General features: G+C 64.8%; 21 protein-coding genes. 16 read left to right on the top strand and 5 right to left on the bottom strand.

Annotated elements, in window-relative coordinates; translation table 11 throughout:
- From V6Z91_RS23875 to V6Z91_RS23915, 9 genes are all read left to right on the top strand, one after another.
- A complete protein-coding gene (locus V6Z91_RS23875) occupies positions 1 to 213 on the top strand; it encodes a hypothetical protein (protein ID WP_338762078.1) in 213 nt (70 codons plus the stop codon).
- A 91-nt stretch (positions 214 to 304) separates the two neighbouring features.
- Complete coding sequence (locus tag V6Z91_RS23880) at positions 305 to 670, top strand: hypothetical protein (RefSeq protein ID WP_338762080.1); 366 nt, start codon at positions 305 to 307, stop codon at positions 668 to 670.
- A 166-nt stretch (positions 671 to 836) separates the two neighbouring features.
- Positions 837 to 1,181 (top strand): hypothetical protein, encoded by a 345-nt coding sequence (locus V6Z91_RS23885; protein ID WP_338762083.1) that lies wholly within the window; start codon positions 837 to 839, stop codon positions 1,179 to 1,181.
- Positions 1,182 to 1,378: 197 nt separating this feature from the next.
- Positions 1,379 to 1,630 (top strand): hypothetical protein, encoded by a 252-nt coding sequence (locus V6Z91_RS23890; protein ID WP_338762086.1) that lies wholly within the window; start codon positions 1,379 to 1,381, stop codon positions 1,628 to 1,630.
- Positions 1,631 to 1,755: 125 nt separating this feature from the next.
- A complete protein-coding gene (locus V6Z91_RS23895) occupies positions 1,756 to 2,733 on the top strand; it encodes a recombinase RecT (protein ID WP_338762089.1) in 978 nt (325 codons plus the stop codon).
- Positions 2,734 to 2,785: 52 nt separating this feature from the next.
- On the top strand, positions 2,786 to 4,465 hold the full coding sequence (locus V6Z91_RS23900) for a YqaJ viral recombinase family protein (protein WP_338762091.1): 1,680 nt from the start codon (positions 2,786 to 2,788) through the stop codon (positions 4,463 to 4,465).
- Entirely contained in the window at positions 4,462 to 4,881 is a 420-nt protein-coding gene (locus V6Z91_RS23905) for a recombination protein NinB (RefSeq protein WP_338762093.1), read from the top strand. Before V6Z91_RS23900 ends, V6Z91_RS23905 begins: the two co-directional genes overlap by 4 nt.
- A 2-nt stretch (positions 4,882 to 4,883) precedes the next feature.
- Positions 4,884 to 5,138, top strand: a complete 255-nt coding sequence (locus V6Z91_RS23910) for a hypothetical protein (protein WP_338762095.1) — start codon at positions 4,884 to 4,886, stop codon at positions 5,136 to 5,138.
- Positions 5,135 to 7,069 (top strand): DNA cytosine methyltransferase, encoded by a 1,935-nt coding sequence (locus V6Z91_RS23915; protein WP_338762097.1) that lies wholly within the window; start codon positions 5,135 to 5,137, stop codon positions 7,067 to 7,069. Before V6Z91_RS23910 ends, V6Z91_RS23915 begins: the two co-directional genes overlap by 4 nt.
- Before the next feature lie 92 nt (positions 7,070 to 7,161).
- Here the strand turns inward: V6Z91_RS23915 and V6Z91_RS23920 are convergent, their stop codons facing one another.
- The gene (locus tag V6Z91_RS23920; RefSeq protein ID WP_338762099.1) at positions 7,162 to 7,749 is read right to left on the bottom strand and encodes a hypothetical protein; all 588 of its coding nucleotides are present in this window, start codon (positions 7,747 to 7,749) and stop codon (positions 7,162 to 7,164) included.
- An 83-nt stretch (positions 7,750 to 7,832) separates the two neighbouring features.
- Here V6Z91_RS23920 and V6Z91_RS23925 point away from each other — a divergent pair, with 83 nt between their 5' ends.
- From V6Z91_RS23925 to prsT, 3 genes are all read left to right on the top strand, one after another.
- A complete protein-coding gene (locus V6Z91_RS23925) occupies positions 7,833 to 8,027 on the top strand; it encodes a DUF4224 domain-containing protein (RefSeq protein ID WP_338762102.1) in 195 nt (64 codons plus the stop codon).
- Positions 8,028 to 9,215, top strand: a complete 1,188-nt coding sequence (locus V6Z91_RS23930) for a site-specific integrase (protein ID WP_338762105.1) — start codon at positions 8,028 to 8,030, stop codon at positions 9,213 to 9,215.
- A 124-nt stretch (positions 9,216 to 9,339) separates the two neighbouring features.
- Positions 9,340 to 10,671 carry an XrtA/PEP-CTERM system TPR-repeat protein PrsT gene (gene prsT / locus V6Z91_RS23935; protein ID WP_338762108.1) on the top strand — a complete coding sequence of 444 codons (1,332 nt, stop codon included), beginning with the start codon at positions 9,340 to 9,342 and terminating at the stop codon, positions 10,669 to 10,671.
- Positions 10,672 to 10,740: 69 nt separating this feature from the next.
- Here prsT and V6Z91_RS23940 read toward each other — a convergent pair whose 3' ends face one another.
- Positions 10,741 to 12,369, bottom strand: coding sequence for an FAD-binding oxidoreductase (locus V6Z91_RS23940; protein ID WP_338762111.1), 1,629 nt, complete (start codon positions 12,367 to 12,369; stop codon positions 10,741 to 10,743).
- Positions 12,369 to 13,199 (bottom strand): long-chain N-acyl amino acid synthase, encoded by an 831-nt coding sequence (locus V6Z91_RS23945; protein ID WP_338762114.1) that lies wholly within the window; start codon positions 13,197 to 13,199, stop codon positions 12,369 to 12,371. The genes V6Z91_RS23940 and V6Z91_RS23945 overlap by 1 nt, the downstream gene beginning before the upstream one ends.
- A gap of 137 nt (positions 13,200 to 13,336) precedes the next feature.
- Between V6Z91_RS23945 and V6Z91_RS23950 the strand changes: the two genes are divergently transcribed.
- From V6Z91_RS23950 to V6Z91_RS23965, 4 genes are all read left to right on the top strand, one after another.
- The gene (locus tag V6Z91_RS23950) at positions 13,337 to 14,251 is read left to right on the top strand and encodes a PEP-CTERM sorting domain-containing protein (RefSeq protein ID WP_338762116.1); all 915 of its coding nucleotides are present in this window, start codon (positions 13,337 to 13,339) and stop codon (positions 14,249 to 14,251) included.
- Between the two features lie 150 nt (positions 14,252 to 14,401).
- Positions 14,402 to 15,931 carry an XrtA system polysaccharide chain length determinant gene (locus tag V6Z91_RS23955; protein WP_338762118.1) on the top strand — a complete coding sequence of 510 codons (1,530 nt, stop codon included), beginning with the start codon at positions 14,402 to 14,404 and terminating at the stop codon, positions 15,929 to 15,931.
- A gap of 12 nt (positions 15,932 to 15,943) precedes the next feature.
- Positions 15,944 to 16,726, top strand: coding sequence for an XrtA-associated tyrosine autokinase (locus V6Z91_RS23960; protein ID WP_338762120.1), 783 nt, complete (start codon positions 15,944 to 15,946; stop codon positions 16,724 to 16,726).
- Between the two features lie 2 nt (positions 16,727 to 16,728).
- Positions 16,729 to 17,487, top strand: a complete 759-nt coding sequence (locus tag V6Z91_RS23965; protein ID WP_338762122.1) for a class I SAM-dependent methyltransferase — start codon at positions 16,729 to 16,731, stop codon at positions 17,485 to 17,487.
- A gap of 344 nt (positions 17,488 to 17,831) precedes the next feature.
- On the opposite strand, the gene V6Z91_RS23970 is transcribed toward V6Z91_RS23965, so the two are convergent.
- Positions 17,832 to 18,983: a glycosyltransferase family 4 protein gene (locus tag V6Z91_RS23970; RefSeq protein ID WP_338762125.1), complete on the bottom strand. Its 1,152-nt coding sequence runs from the start codon at positions 18,981 to 18,983 to the stop codon at positions 17,832 to 17,834.
- Positions 18,984 to 18,996: 13 nt separating this feature from the next.
- Positions 18,997 to 20,412 (bottom strand): lipopolysaccharide biosynthesis protein, encoded by a 1,416-nt coding sequence (locus V6Z91_RS23975; protein WP_338762128.1) that lies wholly within the window; start codon positions 20,410 to 20,412, stop codon positions 18,997 to 18,999.
- Positions 20,413 to 20,421: the final 9 nt, after the last annotated feature.

A 20,421-nucleotide genomic window follows, 5' to 3' on the forward strand; every position in this document is an offset into this window, starting at 1 on the left:
ATGGCCAACAGCAGGTTAACTCCCGACGAGCGCGATGTGATCATTGCGATAAGTCAGGGCATCATTCACGTTATGGACGCCATTGCAGAGTTACGAGATGCGATACCGAATGATGAAGCGCGGAAGCGGATCGATATCGACTTGGATAAGGCGTTCAACCGTATGAATGAAGCTGCTGACCTCATGGAAAAGATTGTGAAAAGCGATGGGTGACGTTCATCATTTAGGCGAGAGGTTCGCGCAACTTCGGCGCCCTGTTGACAGCGGAGGCGGCGGGCCGCATGATCCGGACATGGAAGCTCGCGTGGCCAAACTGGAAGCAGACCTCACCGCCATCAAACTCGATGTGGCGGTGATCAAGGCCAATGGAGCAGCGAAGAGCGATATCGCTGAACTGAAGGCTGCAACGAAAGCCGACATCGCTGAACTGAAGTCCACAACGAAGACCGACATTGCCGAGTTAAAGGTCGCGATAGCAGACAGCCAGGCCAAGATCATCATGTGGGTGGTTGTCGCCATCTTTCTTGCGCAGCTACTGCCGCTGCTTAAGGATTTCATCAAGCCCGCCGACCCCGCACCAGCAGCCACGCAAAGCACTGCGACACCGGCGAGCCAAGAAGGCCCGTGGACGCAGTACCAGAAGCAGCCTGCCCCGCCAGCGGCCAAATAAACACCCTAGCCCAGTGAAAGCCCCGCCAGTCGGGGCTTTTTTACGCCGATAGCCCATCGCCAATATTCGCAAACAAATATCGGTATCCCTATTGACAATGCGTATCGGAACACCGATACTTGACTCTATCGAAACGCGCACCGCAGCGCACCGACTGGAGGCCGAAATGTCCCGCACCGACACCACCGAGCAGCACGAGCAAGCCATCACCGCCGAAGCACGCGGCCAGCACGCCGTAATCATGGCTTCGCTGAAAGCCGGCGCGCCGAACATCACGAAGCTGATCTTCAACGCCCTGGGCGAATACGTCGCCGACGACAACGCGCTGGAACAACTGCTGGTCGAAACGGCACGCGGCGGCAATCCCCTGCAGCAAGTGATCAACGATCTGGCTTGGGCCGAGGCCGAGCGCCGCGCAGAAGCCGAAATGGCACGCCGGGAGCGCGAAGGCCGCTCTGCTGACGAGGAAGCCCGCCGCGACCGCGCCACCTGGGAACGCCAGTTTGCATGAAGGACCAGGGCCGCTCTCGGGCGGTCCATCAGGAAGAAGTAGCGGAGCGCCGCGCCCCGACATACAACGCGCGGATTGCCCTGAACTCGGGTGAGGAAATAGAGGGAGTGGGAGCTCGAATGCCCTGGCAGCCGGAACAGACGGCACCCAACACCAACATCCGCCGGCGGCGCCGGCCCAACACAGGGAGCACAACGATGAACTCGATTGGCATGAAGGCCGTGGCGGCAATTCCCATCACGATCCTGCGCGCGGCGCGCCGCATCGGGCGCCGCCTGGCAAAGCCCGCTCGCCTGTACTGGCTGGAGGTGCAGACGCAGCACGCCGAGGATCACATCACTGATCTCCAGGCGATGCACGAGGCCATCCCGAAGGACATCGTGCGCATGCATCGGCTGACGGTCCAGCTGGCGGCGAAGCGAATGGCGATCGAGCGAGGCCTCGCATGAGCGCGCTGCGCTTCTTCCGCACGCAGTACCGGCTGTACCTGCGCGCCGGCCTGACGCCGCGGCATGCCATCCGCCGCACCGTGCACAGCTTCTTCAACGGCTTCTAACACCAGAGGAAACACCCCATGAATCAAGTCGCCACCAGCCCAGCCAAGACGCTGAGCACCTTCCTGGACCGCTACAAGGGCCAGATCGCCAATGCCTTGCCGAAGCACATCAGCGCCGACCGCATGGTGCGCCTGACGATGACGGCGTTCAGCCAGAACAAGGCGCTGCAAAACTGCGACCTGCACAGCATCTTCGGCTCCGTCGTCGTGGCCGCCCAGTTGGGTTTGGAAATCGGAGTCGGCGGCCAGGGCTACCTCGTGCCGTACGGCGGGAAGGCGACGTTCGTGCCGGGCTGGCAAGGTCTGGTCGATCTGGTGTCACGCGCCGGCCGCGCCACCGTGTGGACCGGCGCCGTCTACCGAGGCGATGACTTCGATTGGGCGCTGGGCGACCGCCCGTTTATCAAACACCGCCCAGGCGACGGCGGCGACACCTGGCGCGATATCTCCCACGTGTACGCCGTGGGCCGCGTCAACGGCAGCGAATACCCGGTGATCGAAGTGTGGACGATGGATCGCGTGGTACGCCACCTGAACAAATTCAACAAGGTCGGGGCCCGGCATTACGCCCTGGAGAAGGACGGCCAGAACATGGAAATGTACGCACGCAAGGTCGTGCTGCTCCAAGTGTTGAAGTACATGCCGAAATCGATCGAGGTGCAGCGCGCCGTTGACGTGGCCCAGGCAGTGGACGCCGGCAAGAACTTCACCATCGACCAGGACATGGTGACGATCGACGAACGCGACGACGAGCAAGCCGGTGCCGGCACGGACGAAGCGGCCGCCAGCAGCAGCGCCGGCACGGCGTCGCAGGCCCGGCCGGAGCTGCCGCTGTGCACGCCCGAGAAGTTCGACGCCAGCAAGGCGGGCTGGCGCGAGCAGGTCATCAGCGGCAAGAAGACCGTCGCCCAACTGGTGGCCATGATCGAAACCCGCCAACGGCTCACCGAAGAACAGAAGCTCACGATCGATTCGTGGGCGCACGAGAACGACTGATCCAGCAGCCCCGCGCTGGCGGGGCCTACCTACCCTCACCAAGGAAGAATACATGCAAATCCATGACCTCGTTCAGGGCAGTCCCGAGTGGGCCGCCTTCCGCCAGGAACACTTCGGCGCCAGTGAGGCGGCGGCCATGCTGGGCCTGTCCACCCGCGTGACGCGCAACGAGCTGCTGCACATGAAGCATACCGGCACCGCCCAGGAGTTCAGCAACTGGGTGCAGGAGAACATCCTCGACCACGGCCACGAAGTGGAAGCCCTGGCCCGGCCGCTGGTCGAAGACATGATCGGCGAAGAGCTGTACCCGGTCACGTGCTCCGATGGCCGCCTGTCCGCCTCGTGCGACGGCCTGACCATGGGTGAGAACATCGCCTTCGAGCACAAGCAATGGAACGAGGCGCTGGCCACGTCGATCAGCGAAGGCTTCCTGCCGGATGAATACATGCCGCAGTGCCAGCAGATCATGATGGTGACCGGCGCCGACCGCGTGGTGTTCGTCTGCTCGGACGGTACGCCCGACCGCTTCGAATCCATGGATGTGCGGCCCGACGTGGAATGGCAAGAGCGCATCCGCGCTGGCTGGGAGCAGTTCGCCGCCGACCTGGCCGTGTACGTGCCGCGCGAATACGCGCCGAAGCCCGCAGCGGCAGCAATCATGGCCCTGCCCGCCCTGGTGATCCAGATCCGCGGCGAGGTGGCCACCAGCAACCTGCCGGCATTCCAGGCGCAGGCCGAGCAGTTCATCGCCAGCATCAAGACCGATCTGCTGACGGACGAGGATTTCGCCAACGCGGAAGCCACGGTGAAATTCTGCGAGCAGGCGGAAGACGACCTGGAGCAGGCGAAGCGCGCCGCGCTGGAGCAGACCGCCGACATCGCCGAGCTGATGCGCACGATCGACCACATCAGCGAGCAATTGCGCTCGAAGCGCCTGACGCTGGCCCGCACCGTGAAGGACAAAAAGGAACTGATCAAGGCCACGATCCTGGCTCAGGCGAAGAGCGCCTTCCAGCAGCACGTGGCCGCGCTCGAGCGTGAAATCGCCCCGCTTCGACTGGCCTTCCAAGCCCGCGACTTTGCCGGCGCCATGAAGAACAAGCGCACGCTGGCCACGCTGCAGAACGCCGTCGACACCGAGCTTGCGAACGGCAAGATCGCCGTCGACGCGATCGCCGCCGCCGTGCGCGGCCGGCTGGCCTGGTTCCGCGAACAAGCTGCCGAACACGAGTTCCTGTTCGCCGATCTGCAAAACATCATCCAGAAGGTAGACGAGGATTTCAAGCTGCTGGTGGCCTCGCGCATCGACAACCACAATCGAATCCAGGCCGAGGCGGCCGAGCGTGCGCGCCAGGACCAGGAGGCAGCGAAGGTGCGCGAAGCTGCCGCCGAGCAGGCACGGCAGGAAGCGGCGGCCCGCACGCAGCAGGAAGCACCGGCACCCCAGGTGCAGCCGACCGAGGCGGCGGTCGCGACGCCGCCGGTGGCATCCCCTGCCCCGACCCCGCGCCCAGCGCCGGCCGCAGCGAGCGGCACGCCGCCCGCCCTGCGCCTGGGCCAGATCGGTACGCGCCTGGGCTTCAACCTGACGGCCGACTTCCTGCGCACGCTGGGCTTCGAGCCGGCGGGCCGCGACAAGGCCGCCGTGCTGTATCACGACGCCGACTTCCCGGCGATATGTGCCGCGCTGATCGACCACATCGACCACGTGCGCCAGGGGCAACCAGCATGATGAAACGAACCTTCATCCTCGCCCACGAGCAGGCCCGCCAGCGCGCCGCGCAGTTCTGCACGGCTGCGCCGGAAGGCTGGGTTGTCACAGTTTCCGAGCCCACCCGCAACCTCGACCAGAACGCCAAGTTCCACGCGATCGTCAGCGATATCGCCAAGTCCGGGCTGAAGTGGGGCGGCAAGCCGCGCACCGCGGCGCAATGGAAAGTGCTGCTGGTATCTGGGCACGCTGCGGCGACGAACGAAGGCAGCGAAATGGTGCCTGGCCTGGAGGGCGAGTTCGTGAACCTGCGCGAGAGCACCGCTCTAATGTCGAAGAAGCGCAGCGCGAGCCTGATCGAGTACGCGCTGGCCTTCGCGGCGATGCACGAGGTGCGGCTGTCAGCGGAAGCCCGCACTGCCCTGGAGCCGGCATAGCGATGATGGACCCGACCCGGATTCTGTTCGCGCAGCTGGAACGCAAGCTGCTGGACGACGACGATAACCGGGGCCTGAACTGCCATGGATGCCTGTTCCACCGCCAGCCGGCCCGCGTGTGCCACGTGGCGGGAATCGAGGCAGTGAAGCGCGGCCTCCGAGATTGCGACTCACTCGACCAATTCGGCGAGGTCGTCATCTACGTGGCCACGGCAGTAGACCCGCGACAGATGGATTTGATTGGAGAACAAAATTGAAGCGCGACCTTTTCACAATGGCACTCGACCTGGGTAACGAGCTGATCATCGACAACTTCGCCGGCGGCGGCGGCACGAGCACAGGCCTGGAAGCTGCATTCGGCCGCCCGGTAGACTTCGCGATCAACCATGACCCCGAAGCGCTGGCGATGCATGCCATGAACCACCCGCACACGAAACACCTGTGCGAGAGCGTGTGGGACGTGGACCCAATCGAGGTCACGAAGAACCAACCGGTGGGCCTGGTCTGGCTATCGCCCGACTGCAAACATTTCAGCAAAGCGAAGGGCGGCAAGCCCGTAGAGAAGCGCATCCGGGGCTTGGCCTGGGTCGCGCTGCGTTGGGCGGCAAAGTGCAAGCCGCGCGTAATCATGCTGGAGAATGTCGAGGAGTTCCAAACATGGGGCCCGCTGCTGGTCAGCGCTGACGGCACGGCAAAGCCGGACCCAGCGCGCCGCGGCAAGACGTTCAAGAGCTTCGTTCGCCAGCTGGAAGGCCACGGCTACACCGTCGACTATCGCGAGCTGCGTGCCTGCGACTTCGGAACGCCGACGATTCGCAAGCGCTTCTTCCTGGTAGGGCGCCGCGACGGCCTGCCGATCCGCTGGCCGACACCGACGCACGGCGCCCCGGACACGGCGGGCGTGAAGGCCGGGAAGCTGCTGCCGTACCGCACGGCCGCCGAATGCATCGACTGGTCCCTCCCCTGCCCCAGCATATTCGAACGCACCCGAGAGCTTGCACCGGCAACGATGCGGCGCATTGCCAAGGGCATCATGCGCTACGTAGTCGACGCGGACCGGCCATTCATCGTGCCCGTCACGCACCAGGGCTCCGACCGAATTGAATCGATCGATGAGCCGCTGCGCACGGTGACTGGCGCCCAGCGCGGCGAGAAGGCGCTCGCATCGGCCACCCTCGTGCAGGTCGGCTACGGCGAGCGCGCTGGCCAGGCGCCGCGCGCCCTGGACATCGGCTCGCCGGTCGGGACAATCGTCGGCTCTGGCAAGCATGCGCTCGTGACAGCGTTCCTGAATGAGCACGCCAACGCAACGAACCAGCGCGTCATGCCGGCGGACGAGCCGCTGCGCACGATCTGCGCCCAGGTGAAGGGTGGGCACTTCAGTCTGGTCTCTGCAGTGCTGACCGGCGTCGGTGGCCGAGCCGGACAGAGCCGGCCGCGCAGCTCGGGCGAGCCATTCGCCACGATCACGGCAAAGGCCGACGGGGCCGTGGCCACGGCCTTCCTCGCGAAGCACTACACCGGCGTCGTCGGTTCCGATTTGGTGGACCCGATCGGCACGGTGACAAGCTGCGACCACCACAGCTTGGTGGTCGCCCACGTGCAGCGCGACATGGGCAAGAGCGTTGGCCACGCCGCCGCCGCGCCGCTCGCCACGGTGACTGCTGGCGGCGGTGGCAAGTCGGCAGTGGTTGCAAGCACACTGGTGAAGCTGCGCGGCACCAGCAGCACCGCCGCGGTTGACGAGCCGCTGCACACCGTCAGCGCCGGCGGCCAGCACCACGCGGAAGTGCGGGCGTTCCTGCTCAAGTACTACGGGACCGATCAGGATCCGCAATTGGCCGAGCCGCTGCACACGGTGACGACGAAGGATCGTTACGGTCTGGTCACCATTCAGGGCCAGGACTACCAGATCGTGGACATCGGCTTGCGCATGCTCGCGCCCCACGAGCTGTACCGCGCGCAGGGCTTCCCGGAGCACTACGTGATCAAGGAAATCCCTGACCCGGCGCGGCTGTTCGCCGATGGTGTTCAGGTGGACGGCGACGTGCTCGCGCTGCCAAGGGTGCCGCTGACAAAGTCAGCCCAAGTGCGCATGTGCGGCAACAGCGTGTGCCCGCCGCTGTCTGAAGCGCTGATCCGCGCAAACTTCGCACACGAGCAGCAGCTCACGGGCGTGGCGGCATGAGCAAGCCCACGCGTACTACCTTAGTCGCCTCGGGCTATTGCGGTCAAGCTGTGAACTTGACAGTTGCCCGGCGTCGTGATCCCGAAAAGGCCTCACCGTCGGTTAATGCGTGTCTCATGCTCCGCGTAAAGTTCCGGAGCGAGGCGTTGCAATTTTTCGAGAATGGCCAGAGAGGATTGCAAAGCCATCGCCTCAAGCTCATGGACTCGATTTCGCACACGTCGAATGAAGCCATCACCTACCTGCGGTTCCGGTGTGAAGATATATCGCATCTCGATCGCGATCCGCCTAAGCATCAGCCACTCGTCGATGCAACCCAGCAGCGAAAGGGTTTCAACCGGCAACTGATCGAACAATTTTGTGATCGCGGCAAATTCGTCGGCTATCGAAGGATAGAAAATCGGACTGTCAGAAGAGTCGATCTGATACATCGACAGCACCATCATCCGATTCAGCTCGCGAGCAAGATAACAACACGACAGAAGCACCGTTGCATGACTCTCTTTTTGCTTCGCTGCTTCAACCTTTTTGGTGTGCCTTAGTTGCCAGTAGACCGTCAAAGCACCGGCCGCCACCGCGATTAGCGTGCCGATACTGCCGACCCAGGCCGCTAAGCCGCTATGTGCGTCAAACCATCCCAGAACCATGAGATACGCTTCAAAAATGAGAAATCCTAACATGACGCAAACTATTTTCCCCAAACGCGCAGGCGGGGCTCGAGCACTGGCGCGAGCGAATCAGGAGCGGAGAAAGGCCGCGCAAAATGCACGAGATTCTATCTGACGCCGAGCTTTTTGAGCTTACCCGCTACCGGCGCCCTGCCGAGCAACTGCGCGAGCTGGCCAAGCTGGGCGTGCCGGCGCGCCGCATGCGCGACAACACCGTGCGCGTGCTGCGCATGCACCTGGTTGCGCCGGCAGCGCCCTCCCCTACGATCCGACCGAAGCTGAAACTGTAAATGAACCGGAAACGCAAGACGAACCGCGGCCTGCCGCGCCGCGTGTACGTGAACCATGGCGCCTACTTCTTCGTGCCCACCGAGGCGACGATCGACCCGCGCAACCCGAAGGCCGGGCCGAAGAAGTGGATCAAGCTGTGCGCCGTCGATGACGGCGAGCCCGCAATGCTCCAGGCCCTGGCTGCAGTGCTGGGCAACCCGGTGAACGCCGAAGGCATGATGCCGTGGTGCTGTGCCGAGTTCAAGGCGCGAATGCTGGGCGCCTACACGCCGAAGACGGTCACCGAGTACAGCCGCCACCTTGACGTAATCGCCGACGTGTTCTCGGAATTCCACGCCGCCCAGGTCACGACGAAGGATTGGGCGGACTTCCTTCGGGCGAAGTATGCCGACAAGGCGAACACCGCGCAGAAGATGACCGCGCTCGCCGCCAAACTGTTCCGCTTCATCATCGGCGACTTGGGGCTGCGTCAGGACAATCCGATCGATCAGCTCGATATGTCGAAGTACCGCACCAAGGTGCGCACCGTGCTGGCGAGCCACGACCAGGTGGCGGCGATCCGCGAAGCGGCGCTCGTGAGCGAGAACGGGAAACGCACGCCGAACGGCGCCATGTTCGTGTGCATCATCGACATGGCCTACCTGTGCTGGCAACGTGCGCAGGATATCCGGCTGCTGCAGGAATCGCAGGTTCGGCCCGGTCCGGACGGTCTGGTCGGCGGCAAGGTGGCGTTCAAGCCCAGCAAGACCATGAAGACCAGTGGCCTTTCGGTCGAGATTTCCATCACGCCAGCCATCGCCGCCGTGATCGAGCGTGCACGCGCAGAGAAGCGGCGCCGCGGCGTTGTGAGCAGCTACGTGTTCGCGGCCACTGGCCACGGGAATGCCGGTAAGCCGTATGCGGCGTTCAGCCTGGTGCAGATGTGGCTCCGGGCGCGCGAGAAGGCTATTGCAACGGCAGCGGCGGCTGGCCAGGACTTCGGCCCGCTCATCCAGTTCCGCGACCTCCGCGCGCTGGGCGCCACCGATGCGGCAGCCGACGGCGAGGAGCGCGCGGAGATTCAAAAGCGGCTTGCCCACACTTCCGAGAAGACCACCCGGATCTACATCAAGCGCGTGGTGCCGACCGCTTCCGCACTGGACGCGCGGCTGCCATGGGGCGAGCCGACAACTGAAGATAGATGCTGATATTTGGCAGTCGCCAAATATACAGTATAGAGACGAGCCCAGCGCCGCAGCCTAAGCGCCTGATTCCTCAGCAGTTTTTCAACTTCACCCATAAAACCCGACTCTGCAGAACCTGCGGGCGAGCGTGCTGCTGGCGCGCAGCGACGTCGACGGCGCGCGTGCCGCCTACCTGAAGGCGCTTGCGCTCGACCCGGCCTATCTGTTCGCGCTGGACAATCTTGCCAACCTCGACATCGCGGAGAAAAAGCCGGACGAGGCGCGCAAGCGCTATGAAGCCGCACTCGCGAAGGACAAGAAGAATGCCGCGCTGATGACCTCCCTCGCCCGGCTGGAAGCCCGCCTGGGCAAGCAGGCCGAAGCGGTGCGCTGGCTCGAACAGGCCAGCCGGGAAAATCCCGATGACAAGGCTGCCGCCAGCCAGCTGGCAGCCTACTATCTGCAGGTCGGCGACAGGAAAAAGGCCTTGACGCTGGCCCAGAAGCTGCAGGCCAGCGATACCGCCGACCCGGCGGCGCTGGGCCTGCTCGCTCAGGCCCAGGCCCTCGACGGGCAGGATGAAGCCGCGCTGGAAAGTTATGAGCGGCTGGCCGGCCTGCTTCCGCAATCGCCTTCCGTGCAGGTGCGGATCGCCAGCCTGCACTGGGCAGCCAGACGCACCGACGAAGCCCTGCGGGCGGTCCGCAAGGCACTCAACATCGCGCCCGACAGCGTGGAAGCCCTGCTGCTCCAGCATGCGCTGCTGATCGACAAGAAGGCTTTCCGCGACGCCGTGACCGCGGCACAATCCCTGCAAGCCCGGCATGCGGACTGGCCACTCGGCTTCAAGCTGGAAGGCGACACGTTGATGGCCCAGCAAAAACCGGCCGACGCCGCGCAACGCTACGAGCGCGCCCTCCAGGTCGCACCGTCGGGCCCGATGGCGATTGCGCTCCACCAGGCATTGACGGCGGCGGGCCGGCAGCAGGAAGCCGGTGCGCAACTGCGGCAGTGGCTCGACAAGCAGCCGGCCGACGTGCCAACGCGCACCTATTACGCCAGCACGCTCGCGGGAGAAGGCAACCACAAGGCCGCGAGCCAGCAATACGAGCAAATTCTGCGCAAGGCGCCGGAGAATCCCGTCATGCTCAACGACTATGCCTGGGCGCTGTTGCAACTGAAGGATGGACGGGCACTGCAATATGCGGAGAAGGCGCACAAGCTCGCGCCGAACAGCCCGGCCATCGCGGATACGCTCGCCGCCGTCCTGCTCGACAAAGGCGACGCGGCGCGGGCCTTGCCGCTACTGAAGACGGCGACGGAGCAGGCGCCGGCGGCACACGATATCCGCCTGCGGCTCGCACGGGCGCTGCTCCTCGCCGGGGATCGCAAGGGGGCCAGGGCCCAGTGCGAACGCTTGATGGCGGCCACCGACTTCCAGCGGCACGACGAGGTGCGCGCACTGATGGCGAAGCTGTAGGCACCTGCGCCCGCCACGGGCGAGCTATCGCGGGCAGCGGCCCTCCTCCCCGGCGTTCGGCGCGCCGGATCACGCGCAAGGATGCTGCCGCGCCGAATACCGCCCGGGCGCGATGATGTTGGCGGGATCGAGCGCCGCCTTGATCTTGCCGACCATGCGCCAGTAGCCGTCATTGCCGCTGTCCAGGTCGGCCATCGACTGGAGGCCGACGCGGTACGGTATATACCCGGTCGCCATCATCGTGTCGAAAATCTCGCGGTAGCACGTGCGCGCCCGCTGCACTTCGGCCGCATCTTCCGCGTCGTACGCGACCGTCAGCACCCCGCCGAGCGCACGCTCGTTGATCATGCTGAAGGTAACGAACAGGTCGAACCCATGCCGGCGGAAGATCGGCTCGGCCAGCGCGTGGACGCGCAGCAGGTCCTCGCCGCGCATGGGCGGCACCGGCGACACCCACAGCATGCCGCAACGGTCCAGCGCCGGATTGGCGTCGGCTGGAAAACCCGGCGGCAAGCCGCCACGCCTGCGCCAGTAGGCCCCGGCCAGGAACCGTCCGTTCGGAATCCCGCGGTTCATCTCGAACAGGGAACGCCCCAGCGCCACCTTGGCGGCCAGGCGCTTGCCGAAACCGGTACCCTTCAGCAGGCGGGCGGCCGCGGCCGCCAGGTCCAGCTTGCGCTCGTCGAGAAGCTGGACGTGCGCACGGGTGGGCGCGAGCGCGCGCCGCACGGCGCGGCGGGCGGCGGCCACCTGGGCGTCGCTGCCATACAGCGCGCCCGAGACGGTCCACGCGCCCACGCCCGACGCGGTGCGCAATTGCTGGCGGACCTCTTCCGGCAACGGTACCCTGCCGCCGGCGAGCTCGCGCGGGAACGTGGTGCCGCCGGAGATCACGCGCAGGTCGTTGCCGATGTGAAGAATGCTGCGCAAGGTGCCGTCGAGCCGGAGCGGCCGGAGCGCATCGATCACGGGCGCGATGTCCTCGTGTTCCCGCACCATGCACAGGAAGTGGTTCAGTGCCTGCGTCCTGGGCATCAGCCACAGGCCCAGGCTCGTGACGATGCCCATGTTCGATTGGGTGAACAGGCCGTCGACGTACGGGCCCACGCCGTACGGATACACGCGCCGGTTGACCGACGAAGGATAGTGACCGAAGCCGGTATGCACGATCTCCCCGTCGGCCAGCACCAGCTCCATGCCCGCCACGCTCTGGAAACGGTTGCCGTAAGGCGAATGGCCAAAGCCGCGTTCGAGGATATTGCCCATCAGGCTCGTATCGGGCCCGGCACCGGTACAGTCCATCCACAGCGGCAGCTCGTGTTCCCGCAGGTATTGCGACAGTTGCCGCTGCGTGACGCCGGGCTCGATCACCACGTACGCCAGCTCGGCATTGGCCTCCAGGATGCGGTTCATTGCGGACAGGTCCACGATCGCGTGGCCGTCGGCCAGCGCGCAGGCGTCGCCATACCCCCAGTTGCGGCCCGTGCTGATCGGATAGAGCGGCACCCGATGGGCTCGGGCGACATGCACCAGCTGGGCCACCTCGGCGGTATCGTGGGGGCGGAGGATCGCGAGTGGCCGCGTACTCCAGGAAGAGGTACTGGCGGCATACCGGTCCAGCGTCACGGGGTCGTCGAGCACGCGCTCGTGGCCCAGCTGGCGGCGCCACGCCGCCAGCGCGTCTCCGGAAGCCGCCATCAGTCGCGCCCCTGGATGAGGCGCGAGGTGATGCCAGACTCGTCACGCAGCGGGAAGAAATACGGGTAGAACGAGCGCTCGCCTGGCGCCTGTTCCATCATCCCGGCGAACGCGCCAATCTGCTCGCCCATGTATTCCAGCTCGAGCCGCAGCAGCACGGCCGGCGCGCCGACCCGGGTGCATGGCCGCTCGCCGCCGAAATCACGGAAACCGAGCATGCGCTTGTAGAACATGACGTGGCGTGGATTCACTTCGATGACATAGTCGGTATAGCCGTGGATATTGTGCGCATAGATGTAGGAGATGTGGATCAGCGACGCGAACACGCGTTTCGTCACGTTCTTGTCGATGGCGAGCCGCGAAGGCTCGCACAGCCGCCGGCCCGCGGCCCTGAGTTCATCGAGCTTGTCGCGAAAGTTTTCATCCGCCGGCAAACCGATCTTCGGGTCGTCGAGACACAGCGACATCGTGCCGACCGTGGCGCCGCCCGTTTCCGCATAGAGGGTGATACGGTTCGGGGCATGCTGCGTGCCGGCGTCGACATCATAGCCGCGCCAGCCATACATCTTTCGTAGCAACAGGTTGGCCGCCTCGCGGTGACCGGCGGTACTTGCCATGCGAATATGAAACACCTGCATATCGATGGCATGGGTATGGGCGATGCTCGCTTCCTGCTCGCGGATGACCAGGTCGCGCAGCTTGGCCGCGGCTTCGAAGGAAATAATTGGATCGTCGTGTTGCATTGTGCCCCCGGTTGCTCTGGAAAGGTCCATGCACATCAGACTGCTGTCACGGCCGCGAGTTCCGCAAAGCGTCGGACTTTTTTTCAAGTTGCCCGTCGAACGCTGGCAGGATTGGCTAAGCCTTTGATTTCAAGGAACACTTTGAAGTGGCACGATTGCTGCTGAGTAGCTGGTCGTCGGCACTGCACGTTGCGGCCGCAATCACTTACAAGGAGTAGCACGTCATGAACATGTTCAAGAAAGGTCTCCTGGCCACGGCGGCAGCCGTGACGCTGGGCATCGGGGGGATGGGCAGCGCCTACGCCGATACGTATGCAACGTCGATCCTGTCCGTTAACAACCTGCAGCTGACGAGGGGCGGCGTGGCGTTGACGGCGGCCGATTTCACGGTGCTGACCGGGACCAACGATGCGCATACGACTGCGACGTTCAATGGCTTTGTGGACGCACACAACGCTTCCCAGCCGGTCCCGGCCCCCGCCATTGCCGGTCCGTCATGCGCAGGTAGCGCCGCCGGGTGCGCGGCAGTGGGCGCATCCTTCACTCCGACCGGCGTCATCGCGGCGGACTTCGCCTATGCCAACCAGACCCTGGCCGGCTCGATCATCGGTGGCGGCGCGACGGCGCAGACCCGCGCGGACACGGCATCGATCTCGAACAACAGCATCGGCGCCGCCAACTCGGACGTCGGCACCTCGACGTCCTTCCAGTTCGCGCTGGGAAGCGGCGGCACCATCACGTTCGACTTCACTGCCAACGCTTACTCGGATGCACGAGTGATCGACGGTGGCCCGATCTCGAACGCGAACGCACGGTTGTCCTGGTCCGTGAACATCGTGGACACCACCACCGGTGCCGTCGTGTACTCGTTCGCGCCGGAAGAGTTGAACAGCAATTCGCTGCGCAGCGCGACGGACCAGAATCCGGGCACCACGCCCTACAACTTCACCTATACGTCCACGCTCGACACCGACTCCACGACCGGCACGCTGACCGCGGGTACGCTGTACCAGCTGACGATCCAGCACAACACGCTGGCCAACGTGCTGCAGGAAGAAGTGCCGGAACCGGCAACGCTGGCAATCCTCGCCGGTGGCCTGCTCAGCATGTCGCTGGTCAGCCGCCGGCGCAAGTCCTGAGCCGGACCTGCCCGCCGCCTGCGCGTACCGCCGGAGATCCCGGCGGTACGCTTTTTTTTGACGCCACGCAAGAGCTCAGCAGGTACGGATCGGGGGCTGCAACCCCAGCCATATAATCGTTCGGACAAGGTGCACTCGGAGAAAACAGTCATGGAAGAAATCATCGCCCAGCTGCAATCCGGATTGAAGGGAATCTGGAAATATCGCTGGTGCGCAGTGATCGTGGCCTGGCTCGTGGCGACCGGCGGCTGGAGCAAGGTCTACCTGATGCCGGACGACTATCAGACGACCGCCCGCGTGTTCGTCGACACGCAGAGCATCCTCAAGCCACTGCTGTCGGGCATGACGTCCATGCCGAACGTCAACCAGCAGGTGGCGATCATGAGCCGCACGCTGCTCAGCAGACCGAATGTCGAGCGGGTGATCCGCATGGTCGATCTCGATGTCAAGGCTTCCACGCCGCGCGAACACGAGAAGCAGGTCGAGGAACTGATGCAGAAAATCCGCATCGGCGGCACGAGCACCTACGATATCTACACGATCAGCTACAGCAACAGCGACCCGCGCCTGGTGCGCGACGTCGTGCAGTCCCTGCTGACGATCTTCGTCGAGGGCGGGTTCAAAGGCAAGAAAGGCGAATCGGACAAGGCGGTACGGTTCATCGACGACCAGATCCGCGCTTATGAGGACAAGTTGCTGGCGGCGGAAAACTCCGTGAAGGACTTCAAGCTCAAGCACAACTTCCTGCTGCCGCGCCAGGGCGTCGACTATGGGTCGCAAATCCTCATGTCGTCCGACGCGCTGAACAATGCGAAGCTGGAACTGGTCGAGGCCGAACAGGCCCGGGCCGCCATCAATTCCCAGATCCAGGGAGACGAGCCGATTCTCGGCGCCGAGCCCAGCGCGGCGGCGATCGACAATCCCGAAATCGATGGACGAATCTCCGCGCTGACCAAGTCGCTCGACGCCTTGCTGTTGCAGTACACCGAAGCCCATCCGGACATCATCTCCACGCGCCGCCTGATCGCCCAGCTCGAAGAGCGCAAGGTACAGGAAGCCAGGACGCGCGTGGCACCCACCGATCCGGGCAAGGGCTATAGCCCCATGCTCCAGCAATTGAAGGTCGCGCTCGCCGAAGCCGATGCGCGCGTGGCCTCGATCCGCGCAAGGGTCGCGGAAATGCAGCAACGGCACGAATCGCTGGTCGAACAGAGCAAGGCCGTGCCGGAAGTCGAGTCGCAGCTGGCCCAGCTGAACCGTGACTACCAGGTCAACAAGGAAAACTACGAGAAGCTGATCGAACGCCGCGAAGCGGCCAAGCTGTCGGGCGACCTCAGCTCCAACACCGACATGCTGAGCTTCAAGATCATCGACCCGCCAACGGTCCCCCTGCGTCCCGCCGGGCCGAACCGTCCCCTCCTCTATACGGTCGTGCTGGGCGTCGCGGTCCTCGCCGGCGCCGCGGTCGCCCTGCTGGTCAGCCAGGTGCGTCCAACCTACCTGAGTTCGGCCGAGCTGCGCGAGGCGACCGGCCTGCGGGTGCTGGGGTCCGTTGCAATGAACTGGACGGAACCCGAGCGCAAGAAACGGCGCCGCGGGCAGATCGGCTTCGGCGCCGGCATTGGCTGCCTGCTCGCATCCTACGGCGGCGTCATGGCATTTTCCATGCTTCAGATTTAGCAGGAGCCCACGATGATTCCCCAGATTCCCGGCTCCCGTGCCGAGCCCTTCCTCGTCTGTCCCGACGCCAGGCATGCCGACATCAATCTCGCAAGGCTCCAGCAGCTGGGCATGGTGACGCACGAGGGCGGGCGCACCGGTGTCGCCGAAGACTTTCGCATCATCAAGCGGCCATTGCTGCGCGGCGCGCGCGGTCTCGACAGCCAGCCCATCCAGCACGGCAACCTGATCATCGTGACGAGCGCACTGCCCGGCGAAGGCAAGACCTACTGCGCCATCAATCTGGCGATGAGCATGGCGATGGAGCGCGACACCACGGTCCTGCTCGTGGACGCCGATGTCGCCCGCCCCGCGGTGCTCAATGTGCTCGGTCTGGAGCCGGGCCCCGGCCTGATGGACGTGTTGCTCGACGATGAGCGGGACCTGTCCGAGGTGATCCTGAAGACCAATGTGCCCGCGCTGAGCCTGTTGCCTTCCGGGCGACGCAACAAGCATGCGACCGAACTGCTGGCGAGCCGGAACATGTCCCGCTTGCTGGACGATATCGCCAATCGCTATCCCGACCGCATCGTCATCTTCGATTCGCCGCCGCTGCTGATCACCTCCGAGGCAAGCGTGCTCGCATCCCAGATGGGACAGGTCGTCGTGGTCGTCGAAGCCGAGCGCACCACGCACAGCTCGGTGCGCGAAGCGCTGCGGCTTGTCGAGTCCTGCCGGCACGTCAATCTCGTCTACAACAAGAGCAAGCCCTTCAGTTGCAGCGACCACCACTACGCGTACTACGACCAGGGGTAACCATGTTTCCGTTGACGTCCTTGCTGTTCATTGCCGCGACCTTGCTGCTGTGCGCTTACACGCTGCACAAGGTGCGCTTGATTCACCTGATGCTGCATGATGTGCGCGACCAGTCGCACCGCGACAATGCCGGCCTGTTCCGCCAGCTGGAAGCCCTGCAGGGTCTCTACACGGACCTTGGCTTGTCGCACAGCCTGCCCGACACGCGGGGCTGGGCGGCGTCGCCCGATTTCTTGCTGGAGCTGACCCGGCATGCCCAGGCCGAGAAACCCCGCACCATCGTCGAGTGCAGCAGCGGTACCTCCACGCTGGTGCTGGCACGCTGCATGCAGATCAACGGCAGCGGCAAGGTATACAGCCTGGAGCATGACGCAGCCTACGCGCGGCAGACGCGGCAGCAGCTGGAACGCCACGGCCTGAGTGCCTGGGCGGAAGTGCTGGATGCACCGCTCGCGCCACAGGAATTCTCCGGCGCCATCTGGCCCTGGTATGCAACGGACGGACTGCCGCGCGAGCTCGAGATCGACATGCTCGTCATCGATGGCCCGCCACAGGCAACGCGGTCCCTGGCGCGCTACCCGGCCGGTCCCGCCCTGTTCGGCCGGCTCTCGGCCGGCGCCGCCGTCTTCCTCGATGATGCACGGCGGCCCGACGAACAGCAGATCCTGCGCCGCTGGGCCGATGAGCATCCGGAGATCGAGCAGCGCGAACTGCGCTGCGAAAAGGGCGCGGCCGTCCTGCGCTATCGGCCTCGGGCCTGAGCTCCCGCAAGATCGCCGAAAACTCCCGCCGCGATCGATGACGGACCGGCACGACGTGCTGCGGGACTGCCGCGCCGAAGGCGACCTTTCCGCACCGCGCTGCGGCCCACCTGAAGTGACATCGGCCACGTTGCCGCCCTCTCGTTGCTGAACGAGCACATTGCTTCCAACGCCCGGCCGGCCTTTCTGGCCAGCCGCAGCCCTGCGCGCCCAGCGGCGCGTTGTCCCACGAAATCGAGTGAACTTCGGCGAGCTGACAGGTCGGAGGGCCCGCGGTGTTTTGCCGTGGCCCTGGACGCCGGTATCGTCCAACTGACGCGGGGGACGCCGATCGCGCGGCTTTTCTAGGACAGCGTTCCCTCGGGCGTTCCGATGGCCTTGGGCTGCGCGGCATCGGACGAACGTTCTGTCACCGCCCCCGCGTGGCCGCGAGTCTGATCACCGTGCAAGCTGGCAGCCAGATCGAAATAGCAACTGGCGATTTCCGAGGCGACGCGCTGCCAGGTATACTGCTCGACCAGGGCACGCACGCTCTCGCGCGCCGGTGGAGCATGGATGAAGTTGTGGATGGCGGTGCGCTGCGCGGCGGCGTCGTGCCACGGCACCTTGCGAAGCGCGAAGGCGCTCTCGGGCAGGTCGAGCGCATTTTCATCCGTCATCACGACCGGGGTGCCGGCGGCCAACGATTCCAGCACGGCCAGCGGAAATACTTCGCCGTGGCTGGGCAGCGCGACGACGGAGGCCGCACAGTAGGCGCTGGCCAGCAATGGATCGGCGTGATCGAGGGCGCCCAGCCAGCGCACCCACGGCGAGCGCAGCACCGTATCGAGGTAGACCTGGTCCTGCCGGGCAGCCCGGCCAATCAGCACGACCGGCACCTGCATGTCGGCCAATGCCTGCACCAGGCCGAGCTGGTTCTTGTAAGGGCTGATCGCTCCGACCATCAGGACGAACGGTCCCGTGATCCCGGTGCGGTGACGGAACAGCTCGGGACGCGAGGTGAAGAAGTGCCGGCTGATGCCGTTCGGGAAAACCCGGATTTTTCCCGGCTCGACAAGGAAACCCGAGATGATGGCTTCCCGCTCCGGCTCGCCCAGCGCGATGACCAGCTTTGCAAGCTGCAACGCCCGCTTCGTTTGCGCATAACTGGTTTGCACATTCCAGGCAGTGAGGCGGCCGGCGAGCCGGTCCGCCACGCGCGCCCGGAATCCCGACGCGCGGTTCCAGCCTGGCGACAACAGCGGGGACAACACGACGGGCACACCCATCTCGCTGGCGGCTTCGACAACGCGATAATTGCCGTTGATGGCTGAAAAGACGTGGATGAGGTCGAAGGTGTCCAGACGTTCACGGTTCGGATCGACGAGCTGCGCCTGAAGCGGATGCGCGCTGTCCGCGCCAAGCCGGTTCAGGGCTGCGATCGTCTCGCGGACTTGCACCTGCAGGCCGCCGTCACGCTGGAACAGCATCGGATACGACAATATACCTACTCGCATGATCACTACTCCTTCAAACAGCATCACGACGTCGGGCCTTGCGCCATGCGAGCTCCAGTTCGGCAGCGAGCGGGTGCCGGAAGAGCGCAAGTCCCGCAAGCCAGAGCGGTACCACGAGGATGGACGCGACGACCAGTTGTACATTCCCGGCCGGCGCCAGCAACACGGCGGCGATCGGTCCCAGGGCGGACAGGAGCGTTACCGCGGCACTGCGGCTCACCGCGCGCAGGAGCTGGGGCAAACGAATGCCGCTGAGCTTGTTCAAGTAACGCCAGGTCAGCCACGAGCGGAACAAGGCGCCGCCGACGACCGCGCAGGCGACCCAGTACAAGCCCGCGAGGCCGGCCGGAAACAACAGCGCCACGCGCACGAGCACCGCCAAGGTGTCCAGCCGTGCCTGTTCGCGCACATGTCCCGTTGCGACGAACAAATATCGAGCCATGCTGAACATGCTATACAGGGCCGACGAGCAACACATGACGCGGATCAACGGGGCAGCCGCGTCCCACTGCGTGCCATAGACGATGTTAACAATCGGCAACGCGAACGTACCGAGGAGCAGGAAGAACGGCCATGCGACGGCCGTCATGCAACTGACTGTGAGCAGATAGCCTTCCCGGGGATCGCGCCCGTCCCTGGCCTGCCCCGCGAACATGGGGAGCAGGACGGGGGACACGGCGCTGGTGACGGCCTGGCTGAACAGATTGAGCAGGGCTTGCGCCTTGCCGAACACGGCCACGGCCTCGGACCCCAGCAACTTGCCGATGATCAGGTCGGGCGCGGCCACGCCAGCCTCGTCGACAATGTTCCCTCCGGTCGCGTAGAAGCCGAAGGCGAGCACCTCGCGCGCACCTTTCAGGCGCGGCAGCCACGGCAATTCGGTGGGACGAAAGAACAGGCTGACCAGGATTGCACCGGCGGCGGCGGCCACGGTGCCCCAGGCAAGGCTGAGGCAGCCGTACCCCCCGAGGGCCAGCCAGATGGTGCACAGCAATTGCGTCAGGCCGTGCGTGGCGTTGATGACGTAGATGGCAAAGAGGCGCAGTTGCCGGCGCAGATAGGACAGCGTCAGGGACGTGAACGGCACGAGCACGAAGTTAATTGCCAGCAGCCGCATCACGTCCCGCAGCCGCGGCTGGTCATAGAACTCGGACATGGGGCCGCTCAGCGCCAACACCACCAGGGCCAAGGTCCAGGCCGAGAGCGTGGAAACGCCGAATGCCGCCCGCAACTGCTTGGGGCCCAGGGTCGGCGAAGTGACGATATACTGTCCGACGCCGAAATCCCGCAAGACCTGCGCCAGTCCGACGAGGACGGCACCGATCGCATAAATGCCGATTTCCGCCGGCGGCAGCAGCCGCGCGATGATCATCGTGCCGATCACCCCGAGCAACAGCAAGGTGTAGCGTTCCGAGAACGAAACCAGCAAGGACCGCCG

The organism is Massilia sp. METH4, assembly GCF_037094685.1.
GTDB lineage: Bacteria > Pseudomonadota > Gammaproteobacteria > Burkholderiales > Burkholderiaceae_D > Rugamonas.

Bases quoted from the DNA above. Each gene is read 5' to 3' on its own strand.
- V6Z91_RS23875 (WP_338762078.1), top strand. From the start codon at position 1: ATGGCCAACAGCAGGTTAACTCCCGACGAGCGCGATGTGATCATTGCG.
- V6Z91_RS23885 (WP_338762083.1), top strand. From the start codon at position 837: ATGTCCCGCACCGACACCACCGAGCAGCACGAGCAAGCCATCACCGCC.
- V6Z91_RS23890 (WP_338762086.1), top strand. From the start codon at position 1,379: ATGAACTCGATTGGCATGAAGGCCGTGGCGGCAATTCCCATCACGATC.
- V6Z91_RS23895 (WP_338762089.1), top strand. From the start codon at position 1,756: ATGAATCAAGTCGCCACCAGCCCAGCCAAGACGCTGAGCACCTTCCTG.
- V6Z91_RS23900 (WP_338762091.1), top strand. From the start codon at position 2,786: ATGCAAATCCATGACCTCGTTCAGGGCAGTCCCGAGTGGGCCGCCTTC.
- V6Z91_RS23905 (WP_338762093.1), top strand. From the start codon at position 4,462: ATGATGAAACGAACCTTCATCCTCGCCCACGAGCAGGCCCGCCAGCGC.
- V6Z91_RS23910 (WP_338762095.1), top strand. From the start codon at position 4,884: ATGATGGACCCGACCCGGATTCTGTTCGCGCAGCTGGAACGCAAGCTG.
- V6Z91_RS23920 (WP_338762099.1), bottom strand. From the start codon at position 7,749: ATGTTAGGATTTCTCATTTTTGAAGCGTATCTCATGGTTCTGGGATGG.
- V6Z91_RS23925 (WP_338762102.1), top strand. From the start codon at position 7,833: ATGCACGAGATTCTATCTGACGCCGAGCTTTTTGAGCTTACCCGCTAC.
- V6Z91_RS23930 (WP_338762105.1), top strand. From the start codon at position 8,028: ATGAACCGGAAACGCAAGACGAACCGCGGCCTGCCGCGCCGCGTGTAC.
- V6Z91_RS23940 (WP_338762111.1), bottom strand. From the start codon at position 12,369: ATGGCGGCTTCCGGAGACGCGCTGGCGGCGTGGCGCCGCCAGCTGGGC.
- V6Z91_RS23950 (WP_338762116.1), top strand. From the start codon at position 13,337: ATGAACATGTTCAAGAAAGGTCTCCTGGCCACGGCGGCAGCCGTGACG.
- V6Z91_RS23955 (WP_338762118.1), top strand. From the start codon at position 14,402: ATGGAAGAAATCATCGCCCAGCTGCAATCCGGATTGAAGGGAATCTGG.
- V6Z91_RS23960 (WP_338762120.1), top strand. From the start codon at position 15,944: ATGATTCCCCAGATTCCCGGCTCCCGTGCCGAGCCCTTCCTCGTCTGT.
- V6Z91_RS23965 (WP_338762122.1), top strand. From the start codon at position 16,729: ATGTTTCCGTTGACGTCCTTGCTGTTCATTGCCGCGACCTTGCTGCTG.
- V6Z91_RS23970 (WP_338762125.1), bottom strand. From the start codon at position 18,983: ATGCGAGTAGGTATATTGTCGTATCCGATGCTGTTCCAGCGTGACGGC.